The organism is Massiliimalia timonensis (assembly GCF_900186585.1).
In the GTDB taxonomy this organism is placed as follows: domain Bacteria; phylum Bacillota; class Clostridia; order Oscillospirales; family Ruminococcaceae; genus Massiliimalia; species Massiliimalia timonensis.
On sequence record NZ_FYDD01000004.1, the window covers coordinates 1,112,283 to 1,137,416 of the forward strand.

Genomic DNA, 25,134 nt, shown 5'->3' on the forward strand with positions numbered 1-25,134 from the left:
CAATGAAAAAACTGCTGATTTTTTCCGGTACCACAGAGGGGCGGCTGCTTGCGGGAAGCCTGTGCCGGGCGGGACATCATGTCACAGTCAGCGTGGCGACCAAATATGGAAAGGAACTGGCCTTTTCTGAAGCGGGGTACCGGGTGTGGACCGGTCGGCTGGACAGGGAAGAAATGGAAGAAAAACTAAAAGCCGAACGCTTTGATGCGGTGATCGATGCGACCCACCCCTATGCTGTGCAGGTGACAGAAAACTTAAAGTCGGCTTGTGAAGCGCTGGGCATATCCTATTACCGCCTCAAACGCATGGAAACTTCAGCAAAGGAAGCGGTATATGTATCCTCCCCGGCAGAGGCGGTCCAGTATTTGGAGCAGACTTCAGGCAAGGTTTTGCTGACAACAGGAGCAAAGGAGCTCAGTGCATATGCGTCGCTTTCCGGCTTTTCCGACCGGGTTTATGCGCGAGTCCTGCCCTGTGTGGAATCCATTGAAGCATGCCAAGGCTGTGGACTAATGGGCGGGCATATCCTTGCTATGCAGGGGCCGTTTTCCGAAGAGATGAATTTGGCGGTTCTGCGGCAGATAAACGCCGAATTTTTGGTGACCAAATCGTCCGGGACGGCAGGCGGTTTTGATGAAAAGGTACGGGCGGCAAAGAGGGCCGGAGCAGTCGTGATCGTGATTGGGCGCACTCAACAGGAAACCGGATTTTCCATGGAAGAATTGTGCGGTTTATTTGGGGTGTGCCAAGAACTGGCCCCTCCCGCTTACTTTCCGATGTTCTTCTCGTTACAGGGGAAAAGGATTTTAGTGGTCGGGGCCGGGGCTATTGCGGCACGGCGCATCCAAACCTTGAAGCGGTTTGGATGCTATATCACTGTGGTGGCGACCCGTCTTTCCGATCCGGTGCGTGCCATGGCGGACCGGATCTATGAACGGGAATTTGCAGATAGTGACTGCGGGGGCATGTATTTCGTATTAGCCGCTACCAATGACCGGGCGGTGAACCACCATATTGTTTCCCTTTGCAGGAACCGAGGGATTTTAGTAAATGCCGCGGACTGCAAAGAGGAATGCGACTTTTATTTTCCGGCGGTTGCGGAGCATGACGGGCTGGTATTTGGGATTTGCTCATCAGGGGCAGATCACCGAAAGGTAAAACAGGCGGCGAATTTTCTGCGTAGGGAGTTTGGGCGAAAACAGGAGGGCTTGGAATGATACAGGGACAATGCGGTCAGGAATTTCCCCAAAGAGTTATTTGGCTGACCGAAACATTCCGCTGGCAGGCGGCTTACGATAAGCTGGCAGAGCATGGGATATTATCCGTCCACCTTCCTTTAACGGCCAGCCGTCCTTTGACTCATAACACCTTGTTGTGGCAGGCCGTTTGTCAAATCAAGCAATATGATTGGCTGATTTTTCCGGATGCAGAAGAAGCGGAATTGTTTTTTGATATGCTGCTGCAGTGCCGGACAGATGTGCGGGCCTTGGGACACATCAAACTGCTGGCTGGAAACCAAGAAGCGGAACAGGCTGTTAGGAAACGCGGGGTATTTTGCGCGTTTCCTCCTTGTGAAACGCAAGAGGAAACGGTGCGGAAAATGGCGGAACAGTCCTGCCGCAGAGAACGGGCGCTGGTCCTTTCCGGGCAGCATAAGGCGCCCGGACTGCTTTGTGCATGCTCTCGATATGGGATCGCGTTTGACGAAGTACCTGTGTGCCAAATGGTACGGACAGGGAAAAAATTAGATCTGCTCATGCCTGATGATTTTTTGGTGGCTGACCTGCCGCAGGCGGTGGAGGCCGTGTGCGGCCAGCTTTCCCAGCAAGAACGAGGAAAACACATACTCATCGCGCTGACAGAAGGCGCGGGATCTGCGGCACAGCAGGCGGGATTTATGGTGTTAAGGCTTTCCAAAAAAAGCGTGCCGGCATTGCTGAAATTGTTCCAGACAAAGGGAGGAGAAACGCATGAAACAACGACGGATCTATCTGGTCGGAGCCGGGATGGGGACATTGCTCTCCCTGACCGGACAGGCGAAACAGGCGATTGAAGAAAGCGAGATCTTGTTCGGCGCGGCGCGGTTGCTTGCTCCCTATCAGGAACTGGGAAGGTGTGTAGAGCCCATTTATCAGGCGGGAAAAATTGCGGAATATCTTGACGCGCATCCCGATATTCGGACCGCGGCGGTACTGCTGTCTGGAGATATAGGCTTTTACAGCGGAGCAAAACAGCTTGCGGATGCGTTTAAAAATGAGGAAGTGGTAGGAATACCCGGGATCAGCTCGGTGCAGTATTTTTTTGCAAAGCTTCAGCTTCCTTGGGAGTCGGTCCATCTGATGAGCCTGCACGGCAGAGAACAAAATCTGCTGGCGGCCCTGCGGCGGCATCCGAAAATTTTCCTTTTGACCGGAACGGATCACAGTGTGAATGTGATATGCGGAATGCTTTGCCGGTATGGGTATGGACAGGCAAAGATCGTTGTAGGAGAGAACCTTTCTTATCCGGAAGAGCGTTTCCTGCACGGGACGGCAAAAGAATTTGCCCGGCTTGAAACAGCGCCGCTGAGCGTGATGCTGATCGAACGGGCGGAGGATTCGGAACATCCGGCAGTGCCGGGAATTGACGACCGGGAATTTATCCGGGGCAAGGTGCCGATGACCAAAAGCGAGGTGCGCAGTGTTTCCATTTCCAAACTTCGGTTATGCCGGAATGACGTCGTGTATGATATTGGTGCGGGAACTGGGTCTGTTTCGGTAGAAGCGGCGCTGATCGCAGAGCAAGGGCAGGTGTATGCTGTGGAATACCAGCCGGAAGCGGTGTCGCTGATCCGGCAGAATGCGGAGAAATTTGGCTGTAGCAACGTACATGTGGTAAAGGGAAAGGCCCCGGAAGCGCTGGAACCGCTGCCACCGCCGACCCGGGTGTTTATTGGCGGAAGCTCCGGGAATTTACAGGGGATTTTTAGATGTTTAACCGAGAAAACGGGCTTTTTTAGGCTTGTACTGAACGCCGTTACGCTGGAAACCCTGCAGGGGGCCGTAACGTATTTGGAACAGCTTGGCTTTTCTGACACGGAAATTGTGCAGGTGGCGGTGACTGACCTGAAAACGGTAGGGAAATACCATATGATGGATGCGAAAAACCCGGTTTTTATCGTTAAATCGGTTTGGAACAAGAAGGAGGAAATGTGATGAAAGGAAATCCGGCGCGGCTGATGCTTACCGCCCCCGCAAGCGGGAGCGGCAAGACTATGGTGACCTGCGCGGCGCTGAAACTGCTGGCCCAGTCGGGAAAAGCGGTATCCTTTAAATGCGGGCCGGATTACATTGACCCCATGTTTCACCGAAAAGTACTTCACACCAGTTCTTACCAGCTGGATTCCTTTTTTATGGAACGGGATGCCCTGCGGCGTTCCCTGCTTCGGCATACGCCAGCCGGCGGAATCGCTGTGCTGGAGGGAGCGATGGGATATTATGACGGGGTCGCCGGCACTACGACCCAGGCCAGCGCTTATGAGGTCGCAAAGCAAACAAAGACCCCGGTGGTGCTGGTGATCGACTGCAAACAGATGAGCACTTCGGTTTTGGCGGTGATCCATGGTTTTTTGACCCTTTACCCGGATTCCGGGATCAAGGGCGTGATCTTTAATCAGCTGTCTGCGGCCCGGTATCCGGAATTGCAGAAACTAGTGGAGCAGAATTTCCCGGTCAAGGCGCTGGGATACCTGCCTTTTTTACCGGAATGCCAGCTGGAAAGCCGGCATTTGGGGCTTGTGACCGCGCAGGAGGTAACTGACCTGCAAAACAAGCTGGAACGTTTGGCAGAGCAGGCGCGGGAGAGCCTAGATCTTCCCGCTATCGTCGCATTAGCTCATGAGGCTCCCGAGCTGGAGGCGGAAGAGGAGCTTTTGCCGGAACGGGTGAAAGAGCCGCCGGTGATCGCACTGGCGCGGGATGAGGCTTTTTGCTTTACCTATCAGGAGAATCTGGAATTATTGGAGCAGTTGGGTGCGGAGATCCTCCCGTTTTCCCCCCTGTGGGACAAGGAAATCCCTGAAAATGCGGATGGCCTGCTGTTAAGCGGGGGATACCCGGAACTGTATGCCAAAACGCTTTCGGAAAACAGCGGTATGCGGGATTCTGTGCTTAACGCAGTACATGGCGGGATGCCCTGCATTGCAGAGTGCGGAGGTTTTTTGTATCTTGGAAAAAGCCTCGTTGACCAGCGGGGGGAATGTTATGACATGGCAGGGGCGCTTCCCATGGAAAGTTATCCTAAACAGGGGTTGGGGCGGTTCGGATATATCACGCTGACCGCCCAAAAGGATAACCTGCTGTGTCAGGCAGAGGGGCAGATCAAAGCGCATGAATTCCATTACTGGGAAACTTCCGACCCGGGAAGCAGCTTTTTAGCGGTCAAGCCGGTGCGGGGGACAAAGTGGGAATGCGCGCATACCAGCCGGAGCCTTTACGCGGGTTTTCCGCACCTGTTTTTGCCCTCTAACCCTGAGGCGGCAAAACGGTTTGTGCTTGTCTGCTGTGCGTACCGTCAAAAACGGAGGAATGGATAAATGGAATCATTAGAACAAGCACTCCAGAGGATCGAGCCTGTGCGGCAGGAGTTTGGGCAAGCGGCGAAGCGGCGCTGGGACAGCATCGCCAAGCCTTTGGGCAGTTTGGGGCTTTTAGAGGATGCGGTGGTCCGGATCGCGGGGATCCAGCGCCGGGTAGACTGCGATATCAGCCGGCGTGCGGTAACGATATTCTGCGCCGACAACGGGATCGTGGAAGAGGGCGTGACCCAGTGCGGGAGCGAGGTAACGGCGGTAGTAGCGGAAAACTTCACAAAAGGGGATTCCTGTGTGTGCATCATGGCAGAGCTTGCGAACGCAGAGATCGTTCCGGTGGATATCGGCATGAATATTGATGTACCCGGCATGGTACGTGCAAAGGTGCGGTATGGGACAGAAAACTTTTTAAAAGAGCCGGCAATGTCCCGGCAGGAGGTAGTAAAGGCTGTAGAAGAGGGGATCTATTTGGCAGAAAAGCTGGCGGAAAAGGGCATACAGTTGATTGCCACCGGGGAAATGGGGATCGGGAATACCACCACCAGCAGTGCGGTGGCCGCGGTGCTGACCGGTCGGCCGGTGGAAGAGATGACCGGCCGAGGCGCAGGGCTTTCGGATGCAGGGCTGAAACGGAAGATAGAGGTCATTAAACAGGCGTTGGAACAGCACCAGCCCGATCCGGCAGATGTGATCGGGGTGCTGTCCGCAGTCGGCGGGCTGGACATTGCAGGGCTTGCTGGGATGTTTTTGGGCTGTGCAAGGCGGCATATCCCTGTGATGGTAGATGGCTTTATCTCTTCAGTAGCCGCGCTCTGCGCCGTCCGTTTATGCCCGGCAGTACAGGGATATTTATTGGCCTCTCACTGTTCTGAGGAGCCAGCCGGGGAACTGCTGTTGAACGAATTGGGGATAACGCCCCTGATCCGGGCAGGGATGCGCTTGGGAGAAGGCACTGGGGCGGTGGCCGCGATTCCGCTGTTAGACATGGCGATAGAGGTTTACCGGAAAATGAGCACCTTTGAAGAAATTGAGATCGAGGCATATCAGCCGTTATAAAGAGAGGATTATAAAATGATCATGTTAGTGACCGGGGGTGCGGCAAGCGGAAAGTCAGAATACGCGGAACAGGTGGCGGCAATGCTCGGCGGGAACAAAATTTACCTGGCGACCATGCGCCGTTCCGACGAAGAGGATGAACGCCGTGTCGGCCGGCACAGGGCACTTCGCCGTGGAAAAGGGTTTCTTACCGTGGAGCGGGAACGGGACTTATCCCACTGCGAGGTGCCGAAGCAGAGCACTGTGTTGCTGGAATGCTTGTCGAACCTGTTATCCAATGAAATGTTTGATGAAAGGGGCGTTGGTCTGAACCGGGCAGGCGAAGAGATTTTTGCCGGGATCTGCAAGCTTACGGAACAGGCGAAACATCTGGTGATCGTAAGCAATGAGATCTTTTCGGACGGCGTTCCTTATGAGGAAACAGTCATGCAGTACCAGCAGATATTGGGAGAGCTGAACCAGCGGATCGCCGGGATGGCGGACCGGGTGGTCGAGGTCGTATGCGGGATCCCCGTCATGTTAAAGTAGGAGGAGAAAGATGGATCTTTGGCAGTCTTTTAAAATTGCGTTTTCCATGTATTCGGTGATCCCGTTGCGGAACATAGAATGGAAAGAAGAAACCATGCGGTATGCGTTTTGCTTTTTCCCTTTGATCGGCGTGGTGATCGGCGGGGCGGAATGGCTTTGGCTGTGGTGCGCATGGAAAATTGGATTTTCGGCAGTGCTTACCGGAGCGGCCGCCGCCGTGATTCCGGTTTTGCTGACAGGGGGGATCCACTTAGATGGGTTTTGCGATACGGTGGACGCGCTTTCCTCCCACCAGCCAAAGGAACGGAAGCTCGAAATTTTAAAGGATTCCCATGTGGGGGCCTTTGCTGTGATTGGCATCTGCGTATATTTTTTGCTTTCCTTTGGGCTGTGGTGCGAATACCAATACAGTGTGGAAAGCGCGTTTATCCTTGGGGGTGGCTTTGTGCTTTCCCGCGCGCTGAGTGGACTGGTTTCTGTGCTGGCTCCCCAAGCCAGGAAAGAGGGGATGCTCAAAACCTTTTCCGATGCGGCCAAACAGCGGGCAGTCGTTATATCGTGTGCGGCATTTCTGGGGATCACGGCCGTGGGAATGCTGGCAGTGGATTGGCGGATAGCGTTAGCAGTACTGGCGGTCATGGCAACTATTTTGGGGTATTATCTGCTGACCTCCCGCAGGCAGTTTGGCGGCGTGACCGGGGATCTGGCAGGCTATTTTTTAACGCTTGCGGAAATGGGCGTTCTGGCAGGGGTTGTATTGGCACAGCATTGGTAAAGGAGAAAAATTATGAAGCTGATCGTTGGAGGAATGGCGCAGGGAAAAACGGCGTACCTGCAAAAAATGGCGCCGCGGGCTGTACAAAATATGGCGGATGGCAGGAAATGGGACTGGACAAGCGGTGAAAAGCCAGCCGCGATCAGCCATTTGGAGGAATTGATCCGGCGGCTGCTGGCAGAACAGGAAGAACCGATCGCATGGCTGGAAAGGTATGTGAAAGGTTCCCCAAAAACGGTGTTTCTATGCACTGAGGTAGGGAACGGGATCGTGCCGATGAAGCGGGAGGAACGAGACTGGCGGGAAACGGTAGGGCGCGCCTGCTGTATGCTGGCAAAACAGGCACACTGCGTAGTGCGGGTATCCTGCGGGATCGGAATAGTCATAAAGGGGGAATGGCAGTGAGGATCACCTTTTTGCGGCATGGAAAAACGAAAGGGAATTTAGAGCATGCATTTATCGGCCGGACAGATCAGCCGCTGTGTGTTGAGGGCAGACAGAAGCTGACCTGTGCGAAAGAACATGGTAGGTACCCCTTGGCGGAGCTGGTAATCGTAAGCCCTATGAAGCGCTGTCTTGAAACGGCGCAGATCCTTTATCCCAGCGTCACAGCTCAGATCGTAGAAGGACTGAGGGAAACTGATTTTGGGGATTTTGAGGGGAAAACACACTGGCAGTTAAAGACTTTTCCGCAATATCAGGCTTTTTTGCAGGAAAACGGGAAGAACGGCTTTCCAAATGGGGAAACGCTAGAGGGAGCAGACCGAAGGATGCGTACCGCTTGGGAGCGGGTCGTCCCCAGCTTGTTCCGATCGGGGAAAACAGAGATCACAGTCGTGGCGCACGGCGGAACGGTGATGAATTTGTTGTCTGCCTATGGGTGTCCGAAGCGGGATTATTATGATTGGCAGTGTGAAAACGGCGACGGCTGGCTTGTTGAGGTTACACCGGAGCAATGGGAAAAAAAGCGGTTTTCCGTAGTGGGTAAGCTGTCACAACTGGAGGGACAGGCATGAATTTTTTATGGCTTTCGTTGTTAGCGATGCTGTCCGGTTTTGTTTTGGATCTTTTGCTGGGCGATCCGCACTGGTTGCCTCACCCTGTGCGGCTGATCGGGCTTTTGATCAGCGGGCTGGAAAAAGGATTGCGTGCTGTTTTTCCAAAAACGCCGCGGGGGGAACGTACCGCCGGAGTACTGTTGGCGCTGATTGTTACGCTGTTGGCATGGGCAATCCCATGCGTGATTTTATGGCTTGCCTGGCGATGCCAGCCGGTTCTGTATTTTTTATTGGAAACGGTGATGTGTTACCAGATTTTAGCGGTGACCTCACTGAAAAAGGAAAGCATGGCGGTGCTGGAGCAGCTACAGCATGGAACGCTGGAAACGGCCAGGCGGGCAGTTTCCATGATCGTTGGCCGGGACACCGCTTCACTGGACAGGGCCGGGGTTGCCCGCGCAGCAGTGGAAACAGTTGCTGAAAATACCTCGGACGGGGTGGTGGCTCCGCTGTTTTTTTTAGCGGTCGGCGGCGCCCCGCTGGGATTTTTTTATAAGGCTGTCAATACTATGGATTCCATGGTCGGGTATAAAAATGAACGGTATCTTTTCTTTGGATGGGCGGCGGCAAAGCTGGACGACATCATGAATTTTCTGCCGTCCCGGCTCTCTGCGTGGCTGATGATCGCCTGCTGCGGGGAAAAAAAGTTTGACCGGAAAAATGCCGTTAGAATCTATCGTCGTGACCGCTGTCAGCACGCAAGCCCCAACAGCGCGCAGACCGAATCTGTCTGTGCCGGGGCGCTTCATCTGCGGCTGGCGGGGGATAATTTTTACTTTGGAAAGCTTTGTCATAAGCCATATATTGGGGACGATGACCGCCCGATCGTGCCGGAGGATATTGCGCGGGCAAATATTTTGATGCAGGCTGCCGCAGTGCTGGCGTTAGCGCTTTCCTGCGCTTGGCGGGGAATTTGGCTTGCTGTTTTAAGCGGGATCTTATAACGGTTGCCGGTAGCGGCCCGGCGGTTACAACAGAAAGGAGAAATAGGGTGTCGGCTGATATCAACAGGATACATGGGGGAGATTGGGAGAAAACTTCGGCGGGGGCGCTGGATTTTTCAGTAAACGTAAACCCGCTTGGGATGCCTCTCTCGGTGGCGGAAGCGGCGCAAAGGGCTGTGACTTTCTGCAATCGGTACCCGGACCCGGCCTGCCGGGAATTAAGACAGGAGCTAGGGGCATATTACCACCTGCCGGACGAATGGATCCTGTGCGGGAATGGCGCGGCTGATTTGATTTTCCGATTGGTGCAGGCGTTAAAGCCGAAAAAGGCCGCATTGTTTGCTCCCACCTTTTCCGAATATGAAATCGCGCTGAACAGTGTGGGATGCGAGCTCCGCACCATCCCTTTGCCCCGGGAAAATGATTTTTTACCAGAGGAGATCCCGGATCTTTCTTGGATTGAGGAGGGGGATTTGCTTTTTCTTTGCAATCCAAACAATCCCACCGGGCAGGCTGTGGCAAGAAGCTGGCTTGAGGAAATCACGAAGCGGTGTGCTAAGGCTGGGGCTTTTCTTTGTGTAGATGAGTGCTTTTTGGAATTTTGGGAATGCGGAGAGCAGAACACCATGCTTTCCCTGCTGGGTGAATACAAAAATGTGCTGGTTTTGCGGGCGTTTACCAAAGCCTATGCCATGGCAGGCTTGCGGCTTGGCTGGTGCTCCTGTGCGGACAAGGATTTGCTGAGGGAAATGGAGCTTTCGGGCGCGGCATGGAATGTTTCGATCCCAGCACAGGCGGCAGGACTTGCCGCGCTTCGGGAAGCCGGATTTTTAACAAGGACACGTCTTTTTTTGCAGAAAGAACGCCCCCGGCTGAAAGCTTCACTGGAGAGTTTGGGACTGACAGTGATTCCTTCGCAGGCAAATTACCTTTGCTTTCGTGCCGGTAGCCCCGACTTAAAAAAAAAACTGCTGAAGCGGGGGATCTTGGTGCGAAACTGCGGGGATTACCGCGGCTTGGACGCATATGATTACCGTGTGGCGATCAAAACACCGGAAGAAAATCAACGATTGATACAGGCGTTAAAGGCTTGTATTTATGGAGGATAGCATAGCAATGGCAAAGGTACTGATGATTCAGGGAACTACTTCCAATGCTGGAAAAAGCTTGGTAACAGCCGGATTATGTCGGATATTCCGTCAGGATGGATACCGGGTCGCGCCCTTTAAATCACAGAATATGGCGCTGAATTCCTTTATCACTGCCGACGGTCTGGAGATGGGCCGCGCCCAGGTTTTGCAGGCGCAGGCGGCGGGGGTCGAGCCCTCTGTTTTGATGAACCCGATCCTGCTAAAGCCCACCAATGACGTTGGCTCGCAGGTGATCGTGAACGGGGAAGTGCTGGGGAATATGAAAGCGGCGGATTATTTCCGGTACAAGAAAAAACTGATCCCTGATATTATGAAGGCGTTTCACACGCTGGCTTCCCAGAACGATATGATTGTGATCGAAGGGGCTGGAAGCCCTGCCGAGATCAATTTAAAGCAGGATGACATCGTGAATATGGGGATGGCTAAACTGGCGCAGGCGCCTGTGCTGTTGGTTGGAGATATCGACCGCGGAGGGGTGTTTGCCTCCCTGTATGGGACGGTCGCCTTACTGGAACAGGACGAGCGCCAAATGGTAAAAGGGTTGTTGATCAATAAATTCCGCGGGGATGAGGAGATCCTCCGTCCGGGACTTTCTATGCTGGAGGAGCTGACCGGGATCCCGGTCAGCGGGGTGATTCCTTACCTGCATTTGGATTTAGATGACGAAGACAGCCTTTCGGAACGTTTGGACGGACACAAAGGGCAGGGACTTTGTGACATTGCGGTGGTCCGGTTCCCGCGCATCTCCAATTTTACAGATTTTAACGCTTTGGAACGGGTTCCGGAGGTGTCTCTCCGGTATATAACCTCCCTACGGGACTTTGGAACGCCGGATATGGTGATCCTGCCCGGAACAAAAAACACGATGGGCGATCTGAAATGGATGCGGGAAAACGGATTAGAAGCCAGGATTTTAAAATTTGCGGCACAGGGCGGGCCTGTGTTTGGGATCTGCGGCGGTTACCAGATGATGGGCGAACAGCTGGAGGATCCGGAGCAGGTAGAAAGCGGCGGGTCTATGCGGGGTATGGGGCTTTTCCCAGCACAAACTGCCTTTTCCCGAGAAAAGGTCCGCGGACAGGTGCGGGGAACATTTTCAAAAGTACGGGGCATTTTTGCCGCCCTGTCGGGCAAGGCTTTTTCCGGATACGAGATCCACATGGGGAAGACCTCCTTTTTACAACCGGTATTCCCGCTTTCTGACCTTGGCGGAGCGCAGAAAGAAAACTATTATGGTAGCTATGTCCACGGCCTGTTTGATTCCCCAGAGATCGCGGCCGCTATGGTAAAAGCGTTACTGAAATCAAAAGGGATCGACGCTTCTCTGGACACTTTCGATGAAACCGCATACCGGGAAAGGCAGTTCGATTTACTGGCAGACGGGATCCGGGGACATGTGGATATGGAACGGATCTATCAGTTTTTGGAGGAAGGAATATGAAACAGGGATTGATCCACCTTTATACAGGGGATGGAAAGGGAAAAACCACGGCGGCTGTCGGGCTGTCTGTTCGCGCGGCGGGCAACGGCATGAGGGTCTGGTTTTTGCAGTTTATGAAGGGCCGTCCCAGCGGGGAGATCGCGGTGCTGGAACGTCTGCCGGGTGTGACGGTCCGGCGTGGAGAGTGCCAGAAATTTTCTTTTCAGATGACAGAAGAAGAAAAAAAGGCAGTGCGTTTCCAGCAGGATGAACTACTGCGGGAAGCGGTTTCTCAGCTAGAAGAGATCGATCTTCTGGTGTTAGATGAGGCGACCTCTGCAATTTCCACCGGGTTGCTTGGAGAAGAGGCTTTGCAAAAATTACTAACACAGAAGCCGCCGCAGCTGGAGCTGGTATTGACTGGGCGGGACCCGGCTGATTACATGATAGAAGCGGCCGATTATCTGACCCAAATGGTAAAACAAAAGCATCCATATGACCGTGGGATCGCGGCAAGAAGGGGGATCGAGCAATGATGAAACTTGCGCAGGCGCTGCCGATGGAGATAGAACACCGCAGCTTTGAGATCATCACAGAGGAAATGGGACCGCATCACTTTTCACAGAAGGAGCTGCCGGTCGTAAAACGTGTCATTCACACCTCGGCGGATTTTGACTATGTGCAGAATCTGACCTTTACTGAAAATGCCGTAGAAGCTGGGCTTTCCGCCCTGCAAAAAGGAGCGACGGTGGTCACGGATACCAACATGGCAAAGGCGGGGATCAACAAAAAGATCCTAGCCGAGCTGGGTGGAACGGCAGAATGTTTTATGGCTGACCCGGATGTAGAAAAGCTGGCAAAAAGCGCCGGGACTACCCGCGCCGTGGCAAGCATGGAAAAAGCTGCCTCCCTGCCGGGACCATTGATCTTTGCGGTTGGAAACGCGCCAACCGCCTTGATAAAACTGTATGAGCTAATAACCCAGAAGCAACTGGAACCGGCGCTTGTCATTGGTGTTCCAGTCGGCTTTGTGAATGTAGTAGAAGCGAAAGAACTGATTTTAGGCGCAAAAGTGCCGGCGATCGTAGCAAGAGGCAGAAAAGGCGGCAGCAATGTCGCGGCAGCGATCGTCAATGCGCTTTTATATCAGATAAAACGATAATATTCTTTGTTTTTGTAACCGGGTTACAGAATCGAATGAAAAAATTGGATATACTAATCTCAAGATAAAAGAAAAGGAGAGATCCTCATGGCAGTGATTACGATAACGAAAGAAAATTTTGAACAGGAAGTACTTCAGGCGGAACAGACCGTACTGGTAGATTTTTGGGCCAGCTGGTGCATGCCCTGCAAGATGCTTTCCCCGGTAGTTGATGAAGTGGCAGAAGAAAATGCTGATGTGAAGGTTGGCAAAATCAATATCGATGAACAACCGGAACTGGCTCAGCAATTCCGAGTTATGAGTATTCCTACTCTGGCAGTGTTCCGCGGAGGAAAATTGGTAAACCAGACAGTAGGTGTTCAGCCTAAATCTGCGATTGAAGATTTGATCCGGTAATGAAAGAGCATAAAAAATCCGTACCCTTTGTTTTTCAAAGAGTACGGATTTTTTATAAGTAGAGATTTTGTTTAACCGTCATGCATTTGCGTAATCAGTTTGTCAAACTCCGTATTATTACGAAGAAACGAAAAATCTTCCTTGTAGGCTAATTCGTTACAAATCGTATCTGCCAACCGGCTTGACCAATCGGTGGAATAGCCGTTCTTTGCACTCTGATACAACCGGCAGGCCTGAGGAATCCACTTCATTTTCATGGCGGGCAGCATTTTTTTGAGGATTTCTAAACTTTTCTTTTGATCCTTTTGTACAAGAGCAAGCTGTAAATGAGCATGCCAGTTCATCCATTCCGGAAAATAAAACAGCGTATTAACAGCTTCATAGGTATCTGCAAAAAATGCGGCATCGCTGTCACGATTTTCTGATAATGCAATATCAAGCATGTTAATTAGGGCAGATTCTATTTCGGTAACTCCTTTTAATATCCGATGTTCCCACAATTTTTCCGCGTCTTCATACCGTTTCTGCTTTTGATAAAGCACGGCAAGCTGTTCTTCTTTATCCACGGAGGAAAACGGAAGAGCATGGATCAGTTCCTCTGCCTTTACAAAATCCCCTTGATTGCGTGCATAGGAGATCAGCATACACATAGCGGTATCCCTGATTCCCGGGTTTTCACTGTCGGCTAAACGTTCGTAATATGGTCGAAACTTCTCTTTGTAATGTTCCGGGTTAGGTACGTCGTAAAGTAAGAGCGCGCTCTCTAAGTAAAGAATAGCAGAATAAATCAGGTTATCACAAGTGGGATATTCCTGTATCTTCTCTATTGCCTGCTGGAAAGCTGCTTCGTAACTTTGATTTTGAACTGTTCGATCAACTTCATCTACAAAAAGTTTGATTTCGTCAGCTGTCAGATCATCATGGAAAGACAGAAGCGTGTTTAAATCAGTTTTTAACAGGCGAGCCAAAGCGGGCAGAAGAGTAATATCGGGATATGTGCTGCCTTTCTCCCATTTGTTTACAGCCGGTGCAGATACCCCCAGCAGTTCTGCCATTTGCTCTTGTGTCAGCGATAATGCTTTTCTTTTTTCCCGAATGATTTGATTGATCTTCATACCGAATCCCCCGTGATTTTATGGTTTCATCCTATCAAAAATTACGGTAAAATACAACGGAGAGGTTGTTAAAAAATGCTTTGTGAGAATTAACCTAGGGTTAAAAATAAATCTTAGGCATTATCATGAAAGAGATATTTTTTAATTGGTCAACTTCCGCAATTTTTCCCGGTCGGTCACGGTAACCGCTCCTCGGGAAAGCGTGACGATTCCCTCATTGGCAAAGTATTTAAGCATACGTGTTACCACTTCCCGGGCACTTCCCATGTATTTGGCGATTTGTTCGTGGGTAAGGCGGACGGTATCCCCGCCGGTTTTGGCAAGCTCGTCAATGAGGAAGATGGCAAGACGTTTGTCAAAGCTCATGAATAGGATCTGTTGCATAGCCCACATTACATCGGAAAAACGGGTGGTAAGCAGCTGGTATTCAAAGACCTGCGCATGAATATTCTGCTGGGTGACCTGCCGGAACACAGCCGCGGGGACCAAAAGCGCCGTGCTGTCCTCCTCCGCGTCTACAAAAACATCGAAGGTGATCTCCTTTAAAATACAGGAGGCAGTCAGCAGGCAGACCTCCCCTTTGGAGAGACGGTACAGAGTGATGTCTTTCCCATCTTCAGACAGCAGATAAGTACGGAACTGCCCGCTTTGGACCAGCAATACCCCAATGCAGTCCAGGCTTCCGCGATGCAGTTGTTCTCCTTTGGGGTATTGGACTGTCATGGTGTTTTTGATCATCAATTCTTTTTGTTCCTTGGATAGCTGTCCCCAAAAAGGGAATGTTTCTTGTAAGATGACTTCATATTCGGTTGGCTGCATCGTATCATCTCCGATCGACTCTATTGTTCCTAGTGTACCATAACCGTTTCAAAAACACAATACAGAGTCATATGCGGCACGGTGCGCTCGTACCCTTAGCTGCCGTTTGTGACAGATTTTATAAAAAAGGCCGCTGTTTAAAACAACGGCCTTTTTATAGTAGAAAAGCGGAAGGAGTTATTTTAATTTCCGAATATATTGAATCATCTCTGTCCCGGCTTTTGCTCCTTCATATACAGCTTTAGAGATTTGCAGCAAGCCGCCGGTACAATCTCCGGCAGCATAAAGCCCCGGGATATTCGTTGCCATACGTTCATCAACGACGATCCGGTTTCCATCTGTTACAGCGCCGATTTTTTTAGCCAGATCGGTACTGCCGGCTACGCCGTAAGCCACAAAAATGCCGTCTGCCAGCAGAGGGTCACCCTCAGAAAATTCTACGGCTTCTACCTGTTCCGTACCGCGAATTGCCGCGATCTTCCTCAAGTCGGTCTGAATTTGCTCCGGCACCTCTACGGAAGGGGGGAGCCCATCGGTCAGCAGGGTAACAGAACCTGCAACCGGGAGCAGCTCCAGTGCCTCGTGCAAGGCGTAATCACTGTTTCCCAGCACAGCGACTGATTTTCCACGGTAGAAAAAGGCATCACAGACTGCACAGTAGCTTACCCCGTGGCCCTCCAGCTCCCGGATGCCGGGAATTCTAGGGGTGGTGCGGGAAGAACCGGTAGCAAGCAGCACACTGTCTGCCGGAAAATTGCCGGAGGTGGTTTGTACCACCAGCTTTTCCTCGAATGTAATGCCTAAAACCTCTGTTTGTTTGACCTCGACCCCTAAACGCACAGCGCCGGCAAGGCCGACCTGCTCCAGCTCGGGACCGCTGATCGGCTGGGCAAAGCCGTAGTAATTTTCAATTTTTTCTGTTTTCTGCAACGCGCCTTTTCCGTTTGTCAGGATCGTAGTCTGGATCCCGGCGCGTGCGGTATATAAAGCGGCGGAAACCCCTGCCGGCCCCGCGCCGATGATGATAATGTTTGCCATGATGTCTCCTCCTTTTTAATTAGTATAACCGTTTTCGCAATTAGATTCTGTGACAGACTCACGAAGCGCAAGAAATACCCCGCAGTATTCTGCGGGGTCCAACCGGAATCATTGCTCTAAAAAGGCCTGGATCACCTTTATTTTTTCCAGTGCGTCTGCATATCCCAACCGGTAGGCGGCTTTTAATTTTTCCGCGTCCTTTTCCAGCCGGGAAAGTCCTAAAGATTGGCTGGGCCGCAGAACGACCGCCTTTCCCTCCGCTTCCAGTTGGTCAACGAAGGCAAGGGTTTGGTTATATACCTCATGTCGGTTTTTCAGCATTTCGATCAGTTTCGGGAAACGTCGGTATTTGATTTTTGCAAGCCGTATCACACTTGAGGGGCTTTTTTTGTATCCCTGCGGCTGGGTCAGAACAATGATATTTTTATCATTGCCATCCGCTATGGATCTTCTGACCGGGATTGGATCGGCGATCCCGCCGTCCAGCAGTTTTTTTCCATCGTATTCCACCATCGGGGAAACATAGGGCAGCCAGCTAGAGGCTTTTACGATCACCATTTTGTCCTTTAAGCCCTCCATGGAATAGTAAACTTCACCGCCGTTCACGCAATCAGTTGCGCCGACCATCAGCTTGATCCCACAGCTTTCATAAGTATCATAATCAAAAGGATACAGTTCCTCCGGCATTTTTCGGAACAGCATGTCTTCGTTAAAAATTGCACCTTTGGTGATCAGGTTCCGAAACCCATAATATTCCGGGTCATTGCAGTGCTCAATGTTAATGGCGGCGCTCCGCCCCTTTTGATTAGACAGATAGGACACCGCATTGCAGGCGCCCGCGGAAACCCCGATCACATAAGGGATTTTGATATTTTGTTCCAGAAAGGCGTCTAATACCCCGGCAGTATAGACACCGCGCAAGCCGCCGCCTTCCAAAACTAAACCGACCTGAGCCATAATTTTTCCTCCCGTGTTTTATTGATATTATTATACCGTTTTTAAAGTTTCTGTGCAACAAGGAAAAAACTATCAATTATTGCGTTTTTAGTTGAAAAATTTGCCGATTTCTTCGATAATACTATACAAAATTGTGTGATATACGGTATAATCAAGGAAAAAGAAAACCGTAAAGGAGCATGGTGTAATGTCAAAACCCATTTATTTGGATCCTTCCTATTCCCCAGAGGAACGCGCGAAGGATTTAGTTTCCCGCATGACGGTCGAGGAGAAGGCTTCCCAGCTGCGATTTGACGCCCCGGCAGTAGAACGGCTGGGCGTTCCGGAATACAATTACTGGAATGAAGCCCTGCACGGCGTGGCGCGTGCCGGGACGGCAACAATCTTCCCACAGGCGATCGGCCTTGCGGCAATGTTCGATGAGGATCTTTTGCAGGAAATTGCCGAGGTGATCGCTACCGAAGGGCGTGCAAAATACAACGAAGCTGTGCGGAAAAACGATCGGGACATTTATAAAGGACTGACATTTTGGTCCCCAAACATCAATATTTTCAGAGATCCCCGCTGGGGACGCGGGCACGAGACTTATGGGGAGGACCCTTACCTGACCTCCCGTTTAGGGGTGCGCTTTATCAAGGGGCTTCAGGGAGATGGAAAGACCATGAAGCTGGCGGCCTGTGCGAAGCATTTTGCGGTGCACAGCGGCCCGGAAAGCCTGCGGCATGAATTTGACGCGCAGGCGACCCCAAAAGACATGAACGAAACCTATCTGCCGGCTTTTGAAGCGGCAGTAAAGGAAGCGAAGGTCGAGGCGGTCATGGGCGCTTATAACCGCACCAACGGCGAACCCTGCTGCGGCAGCAAGACCCTGATCCACGACCTGCTGCGGGAAAAATGGGGCTTCCAGGGACATTTTACCTCAGACTGCTGGGCGATCCGTGACTTCCATACCCATCATATGGTGACCAAGACAGCTCCGGAATCAGCGGCGCTGGCGCTGAATAACGGCTGTGACGTCAACTGCGGAAACACCTACCTGCATGTGCTGGCAGCGCTTCAGGAGGGGCTGGTCAACGAAGAGACGATCACCCGTTCCGCAGAACGGCTGTTTACTACCAGAATGAAATTGGGGATGTTTGATGAGGATTGCGAGTACAACAAAATCCCCTACGAGGTCAATGACTGTAAGGAACACAACGCCTTGTCGCTGAAAGCCTCCCAAAAATCAATGGTATTGCTGAAAAACAATGGGATCCTGCCGCTGAAAAAAGAATCCCTGAAAAATATTGCGGTGATCGGGCCGAATGCAGACAGCCAGCTGATGCTCAAAGGTAACTATTATGGGACAGCATCGAAGTATACTACGATCCTGGAAGGGATTCAGGAAGCGGTGGACCCGGATACCCGTGTTTGGTACGCGGAGGGCTGCCACCTGTATAAGGACCGGGTAGAAGGCCTTGCTAAAACAAACGACCGGGTCAGCGAGGCTGTTTCTGTGGCGGAACGCTGCGATGCCGTGGTCCTTTGCCTTGGGCTGGATTCCCTGATCGAAGGGGAAGAAGGCGATGAAGGAAACTCTTATGCCGGCGGGGATAAGGCGGATTTGAATTTGCCGGGATTTCAGCAGAACCTTTTAGAGGCGGTATGCGGCACCGGGACGCCGGTGATACTGATCTTGGGCGCAGGAAGCGCTATGGCGATCCAGTATGCGCAGGAGCATTGCGCAGCGATCCTGGATGTATGGTATCCGGGCAGCCACGGGGGAACTGCTGCGGCCGATCTGCTGTTTGGTAAGGTCTCCCCAAGCGGAAAGCTTCCGGTAACTTTTTATCATGATACGGCTGACCTGCCGGAATTCACTGATTATTCCATGAAGGGGCGCACCTATCGCTATCTGGAAACCACACCGCTTTATCCATTTGGATATGGCCTGACCTATTCCAAGGTAGAGGCTGCTGCACTCAATGCGCCGGAAGCAGTCGCCAAAGGAGAACCGGTCGCCATAGAACTGACGTTGGAAAACCGCGGGGAATTCGATGTGGAAGAGGTAGCGCAGGTTTATGTGAAAGACTTGGAATCTCCCAATGCGGTGCGTAACTGGAGCCTTGCGGCATTCCAGCGCGTTGCTTTGGCAAAGGGAGAAAAGAAAACGGTTTTCTTGACCGTACAGCCTCATGAGCTGGAAGCGGTGAATGAGCAGGGTCAGCGGCAGATTGAAAGCGGCAGCTTCCAGTTGTTTGCTGGGATCAGCCAGCCGGATGACAGAAGTGTAGAATTGACAGGGACCAGCCCGCTGAGCTATATTGTTCATATAAAATAATAGGATACTTAAAAATCCCCCTGACCGAAGACGATTGGTTCGGTCAGGGGGATTTTTATAGTTGCAGACATGTCCGAGGCTTATCCTCCGAAGCCCAAAATAGCAATGACGATCCCGCATAAGATGATCAGCAGGCTGACCGCTCGGATGATGCGGATCGACCTTAAGATCCCAAGCCAGTAAAAGGAATCGGGGAAACCAAACGGCAGGATGAAAAAGTTTAGCCCCCAAACGATCAGCGACAAACCAATGATCCCGGTGCCCACCCCCGGTTTCATCATCATCATAACGCTACCGGCAATAATGCCGGCCGTGCCGACGATAAAGAGGAACAGGAAAGAATGAGTTTTCCGGTCCATGAATCGGTTGAATGCATGGGCTTTCATGCGGCAGTCTGCATTACAGTATTTTTCCTGCGGGCCAGTCAACGGCTTTCCGCAGTATTTACATCGTTTCACGGGTTGTTTCCTCCTTGTATGTAGTACCAAAACTATCATACCTTGCGGCATTAAAAAAATCAAGATGCTATAAAAAACAAAGGCTTTCCACAAATCATGGAAAGCCTTTTGAAGTTATTTGTTTTTCTGGATAAAGTTCCAGCTGTCCCGGCACATATCCTCAATGCCGTATTTTGCTTCCCAGCCCAGAACTTCCTTTGCTTTTGCCGGGTCTGCATAGCATTCCGGGATATCGCCTGCCCGGCGCGGCGCAATGACATAGGGGACTTTGATCTGATTTACAGTTTCAAAGGCCTTTACGATATCCAATACAGAGTAGCCGGTTCCTGTCCCCAGATTGTAAGCGTTGACCCCGCCGATCTCCCTTGCTTTTTCCACGGCTTTCAGATGCCCCAGCGCAAGATCGACAACATGGATATAGTCTCGTACGCCAGTGCCGTCATGAGTTGGGTAGTCGTTTCCAAATACGTTCAGCTGCGGCAAAATCCCCTCTGCTACCTGACAGATGTAAGGCATCAGGTTATTTGGGATCCCGTTGGGGTTTTCTCCAAGCAGGCCGCTTTTGTGAGCACCGATCGGATTGAAATAACGAAGCAGAGTAACGTTCCATTCCGGATCTGCCACATTTAGATCGGTCAGAATTTGTTCCAGCATCAATTTCGTGGAACCATAAGGGTTTGTTGTAGACAATGGGAAATCCTCTTTGATTGGAACAGTATGCGGGTTTCCATATACGGTTGCAGAGGAGCTGAACACGATTTTTTTGACATTGTGGCGTTTCATCGTTTCACATAGAATCAGTGTTCCGGTGATGTTGTTATGGTAATATAAAAGCGGTTTTTGTACAGATTCCCCCACCGCCTTTAACCCGGCAAAGTGAATGACGATTTCGATTTCGTTTTCCGCGAAGATAGTTTCCATTTCGTCCGGATGAAGCAGGTCGGCTTCATAGAATTTAAAGTCCTTGCCGGTAAGCTGCTTAATGCGTTCTACCGCTTCCGGCTTGCTGTTGCAGAAGTTGTCCATGACAACGATCTCTTCCCCGGCATTCAATAATTCGACACAGGTGTGGGAGCCGATATACCCGGCACCGCCGGTAACCAAAACTGACATAAAAACACCCTCATTTCCTTACTCAGATTGATGGAGCAAATGATTGAATCTCGCTGGTTTTATTATATCTTATTCCCGGACGGAAAGTCAATGAGATGAAACAAATGTCCATATTTTCGAGCGGCAAATGATAGATTTTGTTTGACAAAACCCGGCGGTTTGGTTGACAAATTTTCTGGTTGTTGATATTATATTAAACGGGAAATAATAAGATGTGGTCATGATGAAAAATCATTTTGTAAAGGATAGAAACATTTCGCGAAAATATCGTGAATTTGAGGTGTAAAAGATGGGAGTCAGAATCTGTCTGGGTTGTATGCGTGAGATCGGGGATGTGGAACGCTGTCCGCACTGTGGCTTTAGCCGGGAGGATGTTGTTTTGCCTAACGCGCTGAAACCAAAAACTGTGCTGCACAGCCGTTATGTGGTTGGAAAGCTGCTTTCTTCAGATGGGGAAGGAAATACCTATATCGGCTTTGACTGCAATAAGGAATGCGCAATTTATTTACGGGAGTATATGCCCGATAATCTTTGTGCCCGCGAGGAAGAAACGCTGATCGTGGAGCCTGGCTGCGATGCAAAGTTTAAAGCGCTGAAATCTGATTTTCTGGACCTGTATCAGAACCTTGGAGAATTGAATTCACTGGAGAATATCATCCGGGTTTATGACCTTTTTGAGGAAAACAATACCGTTTATGCGGTCTATCTAAAATATGACGCGGTCCCGCTGTCCCAGTATATCAGGGAACAGGCTGGGGAACTGAGCTGGAAGCAAGCCTCGGAACTGTTTAAACCGATTTTTGAATCCTTGGCGGTGATCCATACCCACGGTGTGATCCACCGCGGCATCAGCCCGGAAACGCTGATGGTAACACTGGAAGGGAAACTGATCCTGACCGGCTTTGAGATCTGTGCAGCAAGGGTCCAGCACAGCGAACTGAGAAGTAAGATCTATGAGGGGTATGCGGCGCCGGAGCAGTATGCCCGTATGACTCCCCACGGTGAATGGACCGATGTGTACGGCCTGTGCGCGGTGCTTTACAAGACCCTTTCGGGCACGATGCCGCCGGAGGCAAATACCCGCGCAGTGAATGATAACCTGATCCCGCTGGTGGAGTTGAATGAAACAGTGCCGTTGTCAGTTTCTTTGGCGGTGGAGCGCGGCCTTACCTGCGACTACCGTGAACGTACCGGCAATATCCGCGGGTTAGTTTCTGATCTGTACCACGAAGGGAATTTTACCATTTCTATGGATGCAGTCAAGGAAGAGGCGACCCAGTATTATGACGCTGCCAAGAAGCGCCCGGCGGCAAATCCAGCGGAAAAGGAACCCAATGGTGGAAAACCGGGAGAGAAAAAAGAGGAGCGTCCTCCGATCGCGCCTTGGAAACGGGTCGTGCTGCTTTGTCTGCCATTTGTCCTGCTCATCGCCTTTTTGCTGTACTGGGTGATGGTCGGATTTGGCTGTAAAAGCACCAATGAGCCAGCAGATGATTTAAACTCGGCGGCAAGCTCTGAGTTGACTTCTGATATGTCTGAAACAGAAAGCGTTTCTTCTGATTCCTCAGTTTCCAGTGAAGTGGCTGCGGACCTGATCGAAGTGGATAATTTTATCGACATGAATATCAGTGAGATCCAGAATAACCCAATGTATGACGGGAAATACAGCTTTGTCGTAGAGGCGCAGGAACTAAGCGGATACGAAGAAGGGACCGTTGTAGAACAGAGCATTGCAGCAGGAACAAAGGTGGAACGGGGAGCGGAGTTAAAGCTGATCGTTGTAACAGTTCCAGAGCTTACGGTAACTTTCCCGGCATTAGATAATCTGCAGCAAATGACAAAGGATAATTTGATTTCCAATTTACGGGATGATTTGCATATTCCGGCCTCTAAGTTTGCTGACCCCGTGGAACAGTCGCATGAGATCGTTCCAAAGGGGAATGTGATCAATATTGAAGGCCCGAATGGGATTCAGCCTGGTGCAGAGGTTCCGCTGGAAGACATTCAGGATGGCTCGATCACCATTTATTATTCTTCTGGCCCGGCGCAGCAGCCTGAACCGGAAGAAAGCACGGAAGAGGAAGAATAAAATGAATAAGGCTTGCGGCTTTCGCTGCAAGCCTTATTTTCTGGCTGAACAGGAGGAAAAACATGGCAGTTGTGATCATTATGGCAGCGGGTACGCTGATTGGATATTTTTTGATCCCGGTCCGGGCAACGGAACGGTTTGGGAAATTTAATTCCCAGTTCCAGCTGATCCTGGTCTGTATCTTGATTTTTATGATGGGGGTCAAATTGGGAAGCCGGGAAGATTTTCTCCAGGAGCTTACGCAGTTAGGGTGGAAAAGCCTGGTGCTGGCAGCGTTCCCGATCGTGCTGTCGGTCGCTTTAGTATATCCGCTGACAAAACGTTTTTTAGGGTGGCATGTTCGGAAAGAGGAGGAATAACAGGTGGTATATCTAGCGATCGTCAGCTTAATTGCCGGGGTGCTGTGCGCACAGTTTATCTTCACACCTGAAATATCGGATTTGCTGATCCGGCTTTCTGATTTAGTTTTGTATGTGTTGATGATTTCTGTGGGTATCAGTGTTGGGATGAATAAGGTCGTACTGCGAAAATTGAAAGAATATAACCTGACAGTTTTGTTGATCCCTGTAGGTATCATCATTGGCTCTGCAGCGGGGGGCGGGCTTGCCGCACTGGTGCTTCAGATGCCGTTGTCCACCTGCGTGCCGATCGTCTCCGGACTGGGCTGGTACAGCCTTTCGGGAGTTTTAGTGGGCGATTTGATTGGCGCTGAAGCAGGGACGATCGCGTTTTTGAGCAATTTGCTGCGAGAGATCCTTTCCTTTCTGCTGATCCCATTTATAGTGCGCCATTTCGGCCCTTACACTGCCATTGCACCCGCGGGCGCGACCAGCGAGGATACAACGCTTCCGATGATGATAAAATATACCAGTGAAGATGTTGTGGTGATCTCTGTGATGAACGGGGTGATCTGTTCAGCCTGTGTGCCGTTTTTGATCAACCTATCCTATCAGTTGTTTCGGTAAAAAAAGACCGTTCCAAAAATGGAACGGTCTTTTTTTACTTCAGGTCATTTAGATCATATGGAGTCTGCTGATAGACGATGTTCAGCCAGTTTTTATAAAGAAGATTCGCATGCCCCCGCCAAATAAAGGGAGGACGCATCGCCGGGTCATCATTAGGGAAATAGTGATAGGGGAACGGGACGTTGTCCATTCCCTTTTCAATATCCCGGAAATATTCGTTTGCAAGGGTGCGGCGGTCATACTCAAAGTGCCCAAATACAAAGACACGCCGGCAGTCATGAGAAATAGCGATATTGATCCCGGAAATATCGGAATAGGAAAGCACCTCCAACTCTGGATGCCCATACAACGCTTTTTCGTCGATCCCAGTATGGCGGGAATGAGGGACTTGGAAGATCTCGTCAAACCCGCGCATTAAAAGATGATTGGCGTTTGTAAGGCTGTGGGGGAAGATGCCAAACATCTTCTGTGGAAGAATACGCTTTTCGATACCATAATGATAATAGACGCCGGCCTGCGCTCCCCAGCAAATGTGAAAGGTGGAGTAGACATGGGTCTTGCTCCATTCAAAGATTTGTTCCAATTCTCCCCAATAGTCAACCTCCTCAAAGGGCATCATCTCAACCGGGGCGCCAGTAATGATCAAGCCGTCATAACGTTCCTCTTTTACTTCGTCGAAAGTCCGGTAAAACTTCAATAAGTGTTCTGAACTGGTGTTCTTAGAAACATGGGTCGCGGTTTGCAGCAGGTCAATGTCGATCTGTAAGGGAGTATTGCCCAACAGGCGCAGCAGTTGGGTTTCTGTTTCGATCTTTTTAGGCATTAAATTTAGGATCATGATCCGCAGGGGGCGGATGTCCTGATGCGCCGCTCGGTCATCAGTAATTAGATAAACATTTTCCTGTTCCAGCGTCTGTTTTGCCGGCAGGGAATTGGGTATATTGATGGGCATGCTATAACCTCCCTTAAATAACTATAAGAATGAATCTATTATATCATTCTTAAAAGAAAGGTGCAATGAGTAGCAGAAAAATAAAAAAGTTGCAAAATCCTATTGACAAAGTAGAAAAAAGGTGCTAAAATAACAAAGCTGTCGAAGCGGGGGAGTACCGAAAGACAAGGGGCGAAAAAAAGCACTTGACAAAGGGACGCGAACGTGATATGATAGTAAGGCACCACAAAGAGGGAGCGGACAAGTAC

General features: G+C 50.8%; 26 protein-coding genes. 19 read left to right on the forward strand and 7 right to left on the reverse strand.

Translation table 11 applies throughout. The annotated features are described in order from the left end of the window. The first annotated feature begins 2 nt into the window (after positions 1-2). From cobK to trxA, 15 genes are all read left to right on the forward strand, one after another. The gene (gene cobK / locus CIB36_RS13025; RefSeq protein WP_093989947.1) at positions 3-1,217 is read left to right on the forward strand and encodes a precorrin-6A reductase; all 1,215 of its coding nucleotides are present in this window, start codon (positions 3-5) and stop codon (positions 1,215-1,217) included. Continuing rightward, positions 1,214-2,053: a uroporphyrinogen-III synthase gene (locus CIB36_RS13030; protein WP_093989948.1), complete on the forward strand. Its 840-nt coding sequence runs from the start codon at positions 1,214-1,216 to the stop codon at positions 2,051-2,053. Before cobK ends, CIB36_RS13030 begins: the two co-directional genes overlap by 4 nt. Next, positions 1,971-3,194, forward strand: coding sequence for a precorrin-6y C5,15-methyltransferase (decarboxylating) subunit CbiE (cbiE, locus tag CIB36_RS13035; protein ID WP_093989949.1), 1,224 nt, complete (start codon positions 1,971-1,973; stop codon positions 3,192-3,194). Before CIB36_RS13030 ends, cbiE begins: the two co-directional genes overlap by 83 nt. Further along, a complete protein-coding gene (locus tag CIB36_RS13040) occupies positions 3,194-4,573 on the forward strand; it encodes a cobyrinate a,c-diamide synthase (protein ID WP_093989950.1) in 1,380 nt (459 codons plus the stop codon). Before cbiE ends, CIB36_RS13040 begins: the two co-directional genes overlap by 1 nt. After that, positions 4,574-5,626, forward strand: a complete 1,053-nt coding sequence (gene cobT / locus CIB36_RS13045; RefSeq protein WP_093989951.1) for a nicotinate-nucleotide--dimethylbenzimidazole phosphoribosyltransferase — start codon at positions 4,574-4,576, stop codon at positions 5,624-5,626. Positions 5,627-5,641: 15 nt separating this feature from the next. Beyond that, a complete protein-coding gene (locus tag CIB36_RS13050) occupies positions 5,642-6,154 on the forward strand; it encodes a bifunctional adenosylcobinamide kinase/adenosylcobinamide-phosphate guanylyltransferase (RefSeq protein WP_093989952.1) in 513 nt (170 codons plus the stop codon). 10 nt (positions 6,155-6,164) lie between these two features. Next, positions 6,165-6,929, forward strand: a complete 765-nt coding sequence (gene cobS, locus CIB36_RS13055) for an adenosylcobinamide-GDP ribazoletransferase (protein WP_093989953.1) — start codon at positions 6,165-6,167, stop codon at positions 6,927-6,929. A gap of 12 nt (positions 6,930-6,941) precedes the next feature. After that, a complete protein-coding gene (locus tag CIB36_RS13060; RefSeq protein ID WP_093989954.1) occupies positions 6,942-7,334 on the forward strand; it encodes a bifunctional adenosylcobinamide kinase/adenosylcobinamide-phosphate guanylyltransferase in 393 nt (130 codons plus the stop codon). Continuing rightward, on the forward strand, positions 7,331-7,945 hold the full coding sequence (locus tag CIB36_RS13065; protein WP_158662711.1) for a histidine phosphatase family protein: 615 nt from the start codon (positions 7,331-7,333) through the stop codon (positions 7,943-7,945). Before CIB36_RS13060 ends, CIB36_RS13065 begins: the two co-directional genes overlap by 4 nt. Continuing rightward, positions 7,942-8,931, forward strand: coding sequence for an adenosylcobinamide-phosphate synthase CbiB (gene cbiB, locus CIB36_RS13070; RefSeq protein ID WP_093989956.1), 990 nt, complete (start codon positions 7,942-7,944; stop codon positions 8,929-8,931). Before CIB36_RS13065 ends, cbiB begins: the two co-directional genes overlap by 4 nt. Positions 8,932-8,978: 47 nt before the next feature. Beyond that, complete coding sequence (gene cobD, locus CIB36_RS13075) at positions 8,979-10,040, forward strand: threonine-phosphate decarboxylase CobD (protein ID WP_229408257.1); 1,062 nt, start codon at positions 8,979-8,981, stop codon at positions 10,038-10,040. A gap of 7 nt (positions 10,041-10,047) precedes the next feature. After that, positions 10,048-11,523, forward strand: coding sequence for a cobyric acid synthase (locus CIB36_RS13080; RefSeq protein ID WP_093990045.1), 1,476 nt, complete (start codon positions 10,048-10,050; stop codon positions 11,521-11,523). Continuing rightward, on the forward strand, positions 11,520-12,038 hold the full coding sequence (locus CIB36_RS13085) for a cob(I)yrinic acid a,c-diamide adenosyltransferase (protein WP_093989957.1): 519 nt from the start codon (positions 11,520-11,522) through the stop codon (positions 12,036-12,038). The genes CIB36_RS13080 and CIB36_RS13085 overlap by 4 nt, the downstream gene beginning before the upstream one ends. Beyond that, the gene (locus tag CIB36_RS13090; protein WP_178085735.1) at positions 12,038-12,664 is read left to right on the forward strand and encodes a precorrin-8X methylmutase; all 627 of its coding nucleotides are present in this window, start codon (positions 12,038-12,040) and stop codon (positions 12,662-12,664) included. The genes CIB36_RS13085 and CIB36_RS13090 overlap by 1 nt, the downstream gene beginning before the upstream one ends. A gap of 87 nt (positions 12,665-12,751) precedes the next feature. Further along, entirely contained in the window at positions 12,752-13,060 is a 309-nt protein-coding gene (gene trxA, locus CIB36_RS13095; RefSeq protein WP_093989959.1) for a thioredoxin, read from the forward strand. Positions 13,061-13,131: 71 nt separating this feature from the next. Here trxA and CIB36_RS13100 read toward each other — a convergent pair whose 3' ends face one another. From CIB36_RS13100 to CIB36_RS13115, 4 genes are all read right to left on the reverse strand, one after another. Further along, positions 13,132-14,175 (reverse strand): helix-turn-helix domain-containing protein, encoded by a 1,044-nt coding sequence (locus tag CIB36_RS13100; RefSeq protein ID WP_093989960.1) that lies wholly within the window; start codon positions 14,173-14,175, stop codon positions 13,132-13,134. 141 nt (positions 14,176-14,316) lie between these two features. Beyond that, entirely contained in the window at positions 14,317-14,994 is a 678-nt protein-coding gene (locus CIB36_RS13105) for a Crp/Fnr family transcriptional regulator (RefSeq protein ID WP_093989961.1), read from the reverse strand. Positions 14,995-15,171: 177 nt separating this feature from the next. Beyond that, entirely contained in the window at positions 15,172-16,032 is an 861-nt protein-coding gene (locus tag CIB36_RS13110) for an NAD(P)/FAD-dependent oxidoreductase (RefSeq protein WP_093989962.1), read from the reverse strand. 108 nt (positions 16,033-16,140) lie between these two features. Continuing rightward, a complete protein-coding gene (locus CIB36_RS13115) occupies positions 16,141-16,989 on the reverse strand; it encodes a patatin-like phospholipase family protein (protein WP_093989963.1) in 849 nt (282 codons plus the stop codon). A 187-nt stretch (positions 16,990-17,176) separates the two neighbouring features. Between CIB36_RS13115 and CIB36_RS13120 the strand changes: the two genes are divergently transcribed. Beyond that, complete coding sequence (locus CIB36_RS13120) at positions 17,177-19,309, forward strand: glycoside hydrolase family 3 C-terminal domain-containing protein (RefSeq protein WP_093989964.1); 2,133 nt, start codon at positions 17,177-17,179, stop codon at positions 19,307-19,309. An 80-nt stretch (positions 19,310-19,389) separates the two neighbouring features. On the opposite strand, the gene CIB36_RS13125 is transcribed toward CIB36_RS13120, so the two are convergent. Both CIB36_RS13125 and galE read right to left on the reverse strand, forming a co-directional pair. Then, the gene (locus CIB36_RS13125; protein ID WP_093989965.1) at positions 19,390-19,767 is read right to left on the reverse strand and encodes a hypothetical protein; all 378 of its coding nucleotides are present in this window, start codon (positions 19,765-19,767) and stop codon (positions 19,390-19,392) included. A gap of 114 nt (positions 19,768-19,881) precedes the next feature. Beyond that, positions 19,882-20,880 carry a UDP-glucose 4-epimerase GalE gene (gene galE, locus CIB36_RS13130; protein WP_093989966.1) on the reverse strand — a complete coding sequence of 333 codons (999 nt, stop codon included), beginning with the start codon at positions 20,878-20,880 and terminating at the stop codon, positions 19,882-19,884. A gap of 289 nt (positions 20,881-21,169) precedes the next feature. Here galE and CIB36_RS13135 point away from each other — a divergent pair, with 289 nt between their 5' ends. From CIB36_RS13135 to CIB36_RS13145, 3 genes are all read left to right on the forward strand, one after another. Then, positions 21,170-22,969, forward strand: coding sequence for a protein kinase domain-containing protein (locus CIB36_RS13135; RefSeq protein ID WP_093989967.1), 1,800 nt, complete (start codon positions 21,170-21,172; stop codon positions 22,967-22,969). Between the two features lie 62 nt (positions 22,970-23,031). Then, complete coding sequence (locus CIB36_RS13140; protein WP_093989968.1) at positions 23,032-23,328, forward strand: LysO family transporter; 297 nt, start codon at positions 23,032-23,034, stop codon at positions 23,326-23,328. A 3-nt stretch (positions 23,329-23,331) separates the two neighbouring features. Beyond that, positions 23,332-23,934 carry a lysine exporter LysO family protein gene (locus CIB36_RS13145; protein WP_093989969.1) on the forward strand — a complete coding sequence of 201 codons (603 nt, stop codon included), beginning with the start codon at positions 23,332-23,334 and terminating at the stop codon, positions 23,932-23,934. Between the two features lie 34 nt (positions 23,935-23,968). Here CIB36_RS13145 and metA read toward each other — a convergent pair whose 3' ends face one another. Continuing rightward, positions 23,969-24,886: a homoserine O-acetyltransferase MetA gene (metA, locus tag CIB36_RS13150; protein ID WP_093989970.1), complete on the reverse strand. Its 918-nt coding sequence runs from the start codon at positions 24,884-24,886 to the stop codon at positions 23,969-23,971. Positions 24,887-25,134: the final 248 nt, after the last annotated feature.